Here is an 8,476-nt window from a genome sequence, read left to right as displayed (position 1 = left end):
CGTGACCTGTAGGAGCGGGCGGGCGCGCCCCGGCCCCCCCCCCCCCCCCCCCCCCCCCGCCCCCCCCCCCCCCCCGGGGGGGGGGGGGGGGGGGGGCGCCCCCCCCCCCCCCCCCCCTCGGCCGTAGCGGTTACTTCACGCCGTCGATCACTTCCCGAACGAAGTCCGCATACGTCCGCGGTTCGCGCCCCAGCAGCGTCCGCAGCGTGCCGCGTGCCGCCGCTTTCGCCCGCATGCCATCGCGGTGGAACCGGGCGAGCATCAGACGCAGGTCATACGCCGCCCAGGCGGGAGCGCGTTCGGCGATCGCCGCCTCGGCCTGGTCGAGATCGTCGCCCACGTAGGCCACGTCGCGGCCAAGCGCATCCGCCCACACGTTCGCCGCGGATTCGCCGGTGAACGCGTCCGGCCCGGCAAGCTCGATGACCTCCCGCGGTAGCGGGCCGCTGGCGCGGGCGCGCCGCAGCAACGCTGCCGCAGCCACATCGGCGATGTCGCGCACATCAATCATCTCGATACCCGCTGCGCCCAGTGCCATCGGATAAATGCCATGCAAGGCGGCATCCTTCAACGCCGCATCGTTCTGCATGAAATACGACGGGCGCAGGATCGTCGCCGGCAGGTCGAACTGCTCGATCATCCGCTCGATCGTGTACTTCACGGTGAAATGCGGCACATCCGTGAATGTCTCCGCGTTGAGCACTGAGAGGTACACGTAACGCTGGATGCCTGCGTCGCGAGCCAGCGTCAGCAGGGTGAGGCCCTGGTTGAGTTCATCGGGCGTGACCGGGTTGAGTACGAATACCGTATCCACGCCTTCCAGCGCGGCGCGCACCGCGTTGGGATCGGAAGCTTCGCCACCCACGGCGCGGACGCCCGCCGGGCCGTTGTACTCGGTGGGGCGGCGGGTGAAGGCACGAACCTCGGCGCCTGCGGCGGCGAGGCGTTCGATGACGGCAGAACCAACGGCGCCGGTGGCGCCCGTAACGAGGATGCTCATGGGTAACTCCTGTGCGGTTTGGAATGAGCACAGGTTGCGCGTCTCGCTTGCGGTACGATAGCCGTCAAATCGGGACAGATCGTCCCGCCAGTGAGACACAGTGCATGGACTTGCTCGCCCTTGCCGACTTCAATGCCGTGGCTTCACACCGCGGGTTTGGCGCCGCCAGCCGCGCGACGGGCCGGCCCAAGGCCACGCTCTCGCGGCGCGTGCGCGAGCTCGAGGATGCACTGGGCGTTCGCCTGGTCGAGCGCGGTGCACGGCCGTTCCGGCTCACGGAAGAGGGCTCTGTGCTGCACGCGGAGACCGCCGGCGTGCTGGGCCATATCGAAACCATTGCCGCCGATCTCGCCGCCGGCGCCGGCGGCCCACGCGGCCGGTTGCGTGTCAGCGTGCCCGTGTTGTTTGCGCAACGCGGCGTGGGTCGCCTGGCCTCGCGTTATGCGGCGATGTATCCGGCCGTCGAGCTGGAGATCGTGGCCGATGATCGCTTCGTGGATCCACTTGCCGAAGGCTTCGACCTCATCGTGCGCGCCAACCCCAAGCCGACCACGGAACTGGCGGGTCGCTGCTTCCTCCGCGACCGTTACGTGGTGGCCGCCGCACCCGCGCTGCCGCGACCGCGCGATGGCGATGCGTTCCCGGCCATTGTGCTTCCCGCGATGGCGCGCAGCGACACCTGGCGGCTGATCGACGGCAAGAAGCGTTATGCCATCGCCCCGCGCCCGGTGTTGCGCCTTTCGTCGATGGCGATGGTGCACGATGCGGTGTTCGAAGGGCTCGGTGCGGCGATGTTGCCGGCATCATTGGTAGCGGGTGAGATCCAGAATGGCAGGTTGGTGAGCTGGGGCTTGGTGGAAGGTGGTGCCACCGAAGTCTGGGCCCTGTACCCGCCACAACGCCACGTCGCGCCCAAGGTCTCGGCATTCGTGAACATGCTCGTCGACCATTTCAAGGATGCCTCCCCGCTGCATTTCAAAACATTGTCGTAGCCGGCGACGGCGTTGACAGGCCGGAGCGCAAAAGGTGAAAGTCGACCGTCATGCCATAGCGGGGAGAGGGTGTTGAACCGACGCGACTTTGCGAAAACGCTGGCGTTGGCCGGCATGGTGGGAAGTGGCCTGTGGCCGGTGAAGCAGGCATTCGCACAGGCACCACGCGCGCAACACGGCGTCGCTGTCGATCCCGCGAAGCTGCGTGACTTGCAGCAAGCCTTCCTCGAACTTCGCTTCGGCATGTTCATCCACCTCAACATGGCGACGTTCGAAGAGCGCGAATGGGGCGATCCCATGCTATCGCCCAAGCTGTTCAACCCGAAGCACCTTGACCCCGCGCAGTGGGCGAGCGCCGCCAAGTCCGCACACATGGGTTACGCGTGCCTCACCACGAAGCACCACGATGGCTTCTGCCTCTGGCCCACGAAGACCGGCAGTGCGAACGTCATGCAGTCGTCTTACCCGCACGATGTGGTGCGTGCCTATGTGGATGCATTCCGCAAGGCGGGCCTCAAGGTATGTCTGTACTTCTCCATTCTCGACCTGCGCCAGGATATCCGCGCGCGCACGGTCACACCGGAGAAGATCGCGCTGATCAAGGCGCAGCTCACCGAGCTGCTCACGAATTACGGCCCGCTCACGGCGCTCATTCTCGATGGCTGGAACGCGTCGTGGTCACGTATTTCCTACGCTGAACTGCCGTACCGTGAGATCTATGACCTGGTGAAATCGCTACAACCCGATTGCCTGCTCACCGACCACAATGCGGGAAGCTATCCGGGCACCGCGCTCTACTACACCGATATCAAGCAATACGAGCAGCACGCCGGGCAGAAGATCCCGCCGGATAGTCCCGTGCCCTCGCAATCGGGCACCACGCTACAGAGCGACTGGTTCTGGAAAACGTCGTATCCCACGTCGGAGCTGGCATCGGCCCAGACCATCGTCGATGACTGGTTGAAGCCGTTCAACGCGAATCACTGCAACCTGATCCTCAACGTGGCACCGAACCGCGATGGCCGCTTCGACGACAACGCCGTGGCGCGCCTGGCCGAGATTGGCCGATTGTGGAAGCCCGAGGGCCAGGTCGCGCCGATCGAACGACAGGTGACCATCACCACGCCGAACCTGGCGGCGGGCAAGCCCGCATGGGCCAGTGCCAGCGATGAAGCGGTGGGCCCTGACCTGGCTTTTGACGACAACTTCCGCACGTACTGGCTCGCCGATCGCGGCAAGAGCGAGGGCTGGATCGAAGTGCGCTTTGACGCGCCGGTGACCTTTAACACCCTCTCCGTCGTGGAGCCCCGCGATTCGGATTACGGCAACGCCAGCCGCATCACGGCCTACAAAGCGCAGGTGGAGCAGGGCGGCGCCTGGGTGGATATCGCCACCGGTGCGACGCCCGCGGCGTATCAGTTCCATGAATTCCCGGCCGTGACGGCGAAGCGCGTGCGCCTGTGGGTGCAAGGCCGCCAGCCAGGCGTCACCGAGTTCGGCCTGTACAACGAGCCCCGGGCCTCCTAGGCAAATGTAGGAGCGTGCTTACACGCGATTCACGCCATGGCAACGTAACCTATTGAAATGTAGGTTATTGGAGCCATATAGGCATGATCGCGCGCAAGCGCGCCCCTACAGTTGGCGAGCCCGGAGGTGCGGCATGGCTACCGGTTGGGCGGGTGACACCGCCGTACAGGATCAGATCGACGCCACCGTGGACGATGCGGTGAAGCGTGCGCGTAGCCACATGGCCAAGGGCCCTGGGCTGGAGCGCTGCGAGGAATGCGATAAACCGATTCCGGACGCCCGGCGCAAGGCCGTCCCCGGCGTTCGCCTGTGCGTCGCCTGCCAGGAGGCCGCCGACCGCGAAGCGGCCACATTTGCTGGCTACAACCGGCGCGGCAGCAAGGACAGCCAGTTGCGCTGAGGTTTACCATGGGCGTTCCCCGTGCCACGAAGCCCCCACGATGCTTGAACACTTGATCGTCTGCCGCCACGGCGAAACCCAATGGAATATCGAGCGCCGGGCGCAGGGCAGGGCCGATAGCCCGCTCACGGCCGCTGGCATCGAACAGGCGCAAGCACTGGGCCGGGCACTGTCGGCGCGGGGCATCGAGCATGTGGTGTCGTCAACGCTCGGCCGTGCATTGCATACGGCGGAAATCGTTGCCTCGATTGCTGGCTGTGCGGTGTCCGTCGACGAGCGATTGGTGGAGCGCTCGTTCGGGCAGTTGGAAGGCCAGAACTTCGATGCCATGGCGCTCGATCCGCAATGGACGGCCGTCGTGCGGTGCACGGATCCTGATGCCACGGCGCCGGGCTCGGAATCGTTGCGCGAGGTGGCGGCAAGGGTGATCGCGGCGCTCGAAGACGTGCTGATGCTCCCTTACCGCAGCGTTGCCGTGATCACGCACGGCCAATCGATATCGGCGCTGCTGGGCACGCTCCATGGCAGCAGCGACTTTTCGACGTTTCGGCATGGCAACTGTGGCTACACCCCGCTGCACGTGCGCGAGGGCAGCTTCCAGGTCGACGCCTGGAACCTGGACCCCCTGGCCGTGGCGGCCGCGGAAACGCCCGCCTGAGCAGCGACGAACGCCGGCCTATTTCAGCGCGGCGTTTCGTTGGTAGCGCAACAGTGCCATCACCGCACCGCGGTCGCGCGGCGGTGCCTCGCTGAACCATCGCGTCAACAAGCGAACCTCTTCGCTCTCGTCGCCACCGCCATCGCCTTCGACCTCACCGACAAGAAAGCCGATAGTGACGCCGAAGTAGGCTGACAGCGCTCGAAGTGCTGAAAATGACGGATTTGTGCTCGTGCCGCGTTCCAACTGATGTACGTGGGATTTCGACATGCCCAGTGCATCGGCAATTTCCTGCAGCGATTTTCCGCGGGCCTGGCGCAGCTGGCGGATGCGATCCGCCAGTGCGTTGGCCGTCGCCGCGTCAGATCCTGCGGCGTACGAAAAATTCCTATCCTGATCACTGCAACCTTTTCCCCTAACCATAGGTTGCTACCCCTTTTGAACCACGATCCCGTCACAAAACGGATGCGTGCCGGGCCGAATTCACCCGGTAGAACGACCTCTCAACGGCGCCATGGCGCCATTCTGCCCGTCGGCGACGCACCTTCCGGCGCGTGCCGCACGCGGCAGTTGTTACACCCGGAAGCCGTTCTGTCAAATGGACGTCTATCTGGAACGGGCGCAATTTCGTACCGCCCGAATGTACGAAAGCGTCGATCCCCAGCGTACGCGCCCGCAAGAACGTAAAAAAATTATTGACGTTGCATGACAGGGCCGTTTAAAAAACCTGTCACGTGAAGTATCCGGGGCTATCCGGGCTACGTCACGTCCCCGGCAGGGCTCTTAAGGGAGGGCCTGCCGAGGCACTTTGCTTTGCGTCGCTTCGCGCCACGCATCTTTTCTGGGGGAAAATTTGATGTTCTCATCCATTCGGTCGCGTAAGGCGACCGTCTTCAGCCGTTCTTTGCTCCACGTCGCCGTTGCCACGGCGCTGGCCCTGCCTGCCGCCGCGGTATTCGCGCAGGCCACCACCGGCGCCATCTTCGGTCAGGCACCCGCCGCCGCGGGCGAAACCATTCGCATCGAGAGCAGCACCGGCCAGGTGCGCGAGGTGGATGTCGACGCGAGCGGCCGTTACACGATCCCGCAGCTGCAGAACGGCTCGTACAAGGTGTCGCTGCTGAAAGACGGTGCCGTCGTCGATTCGCGCGATAACGTCAACGTGGTCGTCGGCCGCGGTGTCGATGTGTCGTTCGCCGCCGCAGCCGCCAGCGCCCAGGCGCAGGACCTGCAGAGCGTCACGGTATCGGCCAACACGCTGCCCGCCATTGACGTATCGAGCGTCGATGCCCGTACCGTGGTGACGTCGCAAGAACTTGCCAAGTACCCGCTGGGCCGCACGGCGGAAGCCATCGCGCTGCTCGCGCCGGGCGTTGTCCCCGGCAGCTCGTACTTCCAGGGCCCGACCCGTAACGCGCTGGCTTCGTTCAGCGGTTCGTCGGTCACGGAGAACGCGTATTACATCAACGGCTTCAACACCACCGATCCGGTCAGCGGCTTCGGCGGCATTACCCTGCCGTACAACGTGATCGATCAGCAGGAAGTGTTGACCGGCGGTTACAGCGCCGCCTACGGTCGTTCCGATGGTGGTGTTATCAGCCAGATCGGTAAGCGTGGCAGCAACGAGTGGCACTTCGGCGCCCAGATGCTGTGGACCCCGCGTTCGCTCAAGGGTGACCCGAAGGACACCTACTACACCGAGGGCGCGAACGCCGGCAAGATCTACCGCCAGTTCAGCGACAACAAGTCGTGGGTCGCCACCACGAGCGCCTACGTTTCCGGCCCGCTGATCAAGGACAAGCTGTTCTTCTTCGCCGCCGCTGAGTATGAGAAGACCCAGGGCAACAACGTGGGTGCTGTCACGCTCCCGTACAACACGAAGTACAGCTACCGCGATCCGCGTTACTACGGCAAGCTGGACTGGAACATCACGGATAATCACCACCTTGAAGCGACATTCGCGTCGAGCAAGGACCAGTACGCCGGCAACCTCTACGATTTCGATTACGACACCCGCCAGACCGGCGCGTATAACAGCGGCGATACGTCGCTGAAGAATTCCGGTGACCTGGGTGTGTTCAAGTACACCGGCTACATCACCGATGACCTCACGGTCAGTGCCATGTGGGGCAAGCTGCGTTCGACGTACTTCTCGCAGATCCCGGGCTACGACCCGACCCTGCCTTACATCTCCGGTCGCGACCAGCAGAACCCGGCCTATGGCACCAACGTTGGCAACGCGCAGACGGTTGCAACCTTCACTGATCCGCGCCACACCTCGCGGAACACGAACCTGCGCTTCGATGTCACCTACCACATCGGTGATCACCTGATCACCGCCGGCATCGATAACCAGACCGTGCGTGACCTGAACGATGGTGACACCACCTCTGGTCCGGGCTACGAGTGGATCTACTCGCATGTGGATCCGGCGACGCCGCTCCTCGATAACGGCACGGCTTTCGTCGGCGCACCTGGCGATTATCCGAACGGTGGCGAAGGCTACATCGTCAACCACGAAATCTACCGTACCGCCGCATCGGTCAAGGTAACGCAGCGCGCGCAGTACATCGAAGATGCGTGGCAGGTGAACGACCGCTGGCTGGTGAAGATCGGCCTGCGCAACGATCAGTTCACTAACTACAACCCGGATGGCGTGGCCTACCTTAAGCTCACCAGCCCGCAGTGGGCTCCGCGACTGGGCGCCACGTGGGATGTGAACGGCGACTCGTCGATGAAGGTGTTCGCGAACGTGGGCCGTTACTACCTCGCGCTGCCTGCCAGCGTGGCGCTGCGTTCGGCCGGTTCGTCGCTGTACACGAACCAGTACTACACCTATACCGGCATCGATTCGCTGGGCGTGCCGACCGGCCTGACCGAGATCACCGCCTCGACGGGCGGCCCGGTATCGAGCAACGCCGAGTACGGCCAGCCGCGCGATCCCAAGACCGCTGCATCGAGCAACCTCAAGTCCGAGTTCCAGGATGAAGCGATCCTTGGCTTCCAGACGGAGCTGACCCCGGAGTGGGTGGCCGGTGCCAAGGTGACCTGGCGCAAGCTGCGCAACGCGATCGATGACGTGGCCGACGCCGATACGATCTACAACAAGGCCGTTTCGCTCGGCTACGACGTGGATCCGGCCAACGTGCAGGGCGGTTACCTGTTCAACCCGGGCCGTTCGAACACGTTCAAGATTTCCGACGGCAACGGCGGCTACTTTGACGTACCGGTGACCAACGCGGACTTCGGCTTCCAGAAGCTCAAGCGCAAGTACTACGGCGTCGACCTCTCGCTCGAGCATCCGTTCGATGGCAAGTGGCAGGCGAAGGCCATCTATACGTTCAGCCGCAGCTACGGCAACTCCGAAGGCCAGGTGAAGTCGGATATCGGCCAGGATGACATCTCGGCGACGCAGGACTGGGACTTCGCCTCCCTGATGAGCTACGCCAATGGTGCACAGTCCAACGATCAGAAACACGTGCTTAAGCTGTACGGCTCGTACCAGATCACACCTGAGTTCCTGGTGGGTGCGGTAATCAGCGTGGCATCCGGCAAGCCGCGGACCTGCCTCGGCTACTACGGTGAGGGTGAGACATCGCCTGCGTACCCCGGCCCGTACTACCACTGGTGCGGCGGCGAGCCGTCGCCCCCGGGTACGTACCGCTACCCGTGGCAGAAGAACGTCAGCCTGAACGCCGAGTACCGTCCGGCCTTCGCCGACCACAAGCTCGCGTTCAACGTCATGGTCTACAACGTCTTTAACCAGACCGTCGTGACCACGGCTTACCCCTACTACGGCAGCTCGGCGGCACCGCTGTCGCGTTACGACAGCGCGCTGTACCGCACCACGCCGCGTTACGTCCGCTTCGGCCTGACCTACGATTTCTAAGGTCATGTGC

Annotated in this window: 7 protein-coding genes; 5 read left to right on the top strand and 2 right to left on the bottom strand. The window is 64.1% G+C overall.

Annotated elements, in window-relative coordinates:
* Nucleotides 1–130: 130 nt before the first annotated feature.
* A complete protein-coding gene (locus ABIE56_RS17570) occupies nucleotides 131–1,000 on the bottom strand; it encodes an SDR family oxidoreductase (protein ID WP_429245089.1) in 870 nt (289 codons plus the stop codon).
* Between the two features lie 104 nt (nucleotides 1,001–1,104).
* Between ABIE56_RS17570 and ABIE56_RS17565 the strand changes: the two genes are divergently transcribed.
* The 4 genes from ABIE56_RS17565 (at nucleotide 1,105) to ABIE56_RS17550 (ending at nucleotide 4,577) form a co-directional block, all read left to right on the top strand.
* Nucleotides 1,105–1,992 carry a LysR family transcriptional regulator gene (locus ABIE56_RS17565; protein WP_429245088.1) on the top strand — a complete coding sequence of 296 codons (888 nt, stop codon included), beginning with the start codon at nucleotides 1,105–1,107 and terminating at the stop codon, nucleotides 1,990–1,992.
* A 72-nt stretch (nucleotides 1,993–2,064) separates the two neighbouring features.
* Nucleotides 2,065–3,519, top strand: coding sequence for an alpha-L-fucosidase (locus ABIE56_RS17560; protein ID WP_429245087.1), 1,455 nt, complete (start codon nucleotides 2,065–2,067; stop codon nucleotides 3,517–3,519).
* Between the two features lie 133 nt (nucleotides 3,520–3,652).
* On the top strand, nucleotides 3,653–3,919 hold the full coding sequence (locus ABIE56_RS17555) for a DksA/TraR family C4-type zinc finger protein (RefSeq protein WP_429245086.1): 267 nt from the start codon (nucleotides 3,653–3,655) through the stop codon (nucleotides 3,917–3,919).
* A gap of 40 nt (nucleotides 3,920–3,959) precedes the next feature.
* Nucleotides 3,960–4,577: a histidine phosphatase family protein gene (locus tag ABIE56_RS17550; RefSeq protein ID WP_429245085.1), complete on the top strand. Its 618-nt coding sequence runs from the start codon at nucleotides 3,960–3,962 to the stop codon at nucleotides 4,575–4,577.
* An 18-nt stretch (nucleotides 4,578–4,595) separates the two neighbouring features.
* On the opposite strand, the gene ABIE56_RS17545 is transcribed toward ABIE56_RS17550, so the two are convergent.
* Complete coding sequence (locus ABIE56_RS17545) at nucleotides 4,596–5,000, bottom strand: helix-turn-helix domain-containing protein (protein WP_429245084.1); 405 nt, start codon at nucleotides 4,998–5,000, stop codon at nucleotides 4,596–4,598.
* A 433-nt stretch (nucleotides 5,001–5,433) separates the two neighbouring features.
* On the opposite strand from ABIE56_RS17545, the gene ABIE56_RS17540 reads away from it, so the two are divergent.
* The gene (locus tag ABIE56_RS17540; RefSeq protein ID WP_429245083.1) at nucleotides 5,434–8,466 is read left to right on the top strand and encodes a TonB-dependent receptor plug domain-containing protein; all 3,033 of its coding nucleotides are present in this window, start codon (nucleotides 5,434–5,436) and stop codon (nucleotides 8,464–8,466) included.
* The last annotated feature ends 10 nt before the right edge of the window (nucleotides 8,467–8,476 follow it).

Origin of the sequence: Luteibacter sp. 621, from assembly GCF_050435445.1 — a bacterium.
GTDB lineage: Bacteria > Pseudomonadota > Gammaproteobacteria > Xanthomonadales > Rhodanobacteraceae > Luteibacter.
Note: the sequence above shows the minus strand (reverse complement) of the source record. Positions and strands in the feature narration are given on the sequence as shown.

What these genes read in the sequence shown, in the direction of transcription:
- ABIE56_RS17570 (WP_429245089.1), bottom strand. Translation starts at nt 1,000, where the DNA reads ATGAGCATCCTCGTTACGGGCGCCACCGGCGCCGTTGGTTCTGCCGTC.
- ABIE56_RS17565 (WP_429245088.1), top strand. Translation starts at nt 1,105, where the DNA reads ATGGACTTGCTCGCCCTTGCCGACTTCAATGCCGTGGCTTCACACCGC.
- ABIE56_RS17555 (WP_429245086.1), top strand. Translation starts at nt 3,653, where the DNA reads ATGGCTACCGGTTGGGCGGGTGACACCGCCGTACAGGATCAGATCGAC.
- ABIE56_RS17550 (WP_429245085.1), top strand. Translation starts at nt 3,960, where the DNA reads ATGCTTGAACACTTGATCGTCTGCCGCCACGGCGAAACCCAATGGAAT.
- ABIE56_RS17545 (WP_429245084.1), bottom strand. Translation starts at nt 5,000, where the DNA reads ATGGTTAGGGGAAAAGGTTGCAGTGATCAGGATAGGAATTTTTCGTAC.
- ABIE56_RS17540 (WP_429245083.1), top strand. Translation starts at nt 5,434, where the DNA reads ATGTTCTCATCCATTCGGTCGCGTAAGGCGACCGTCTTCAGCCGTTCT.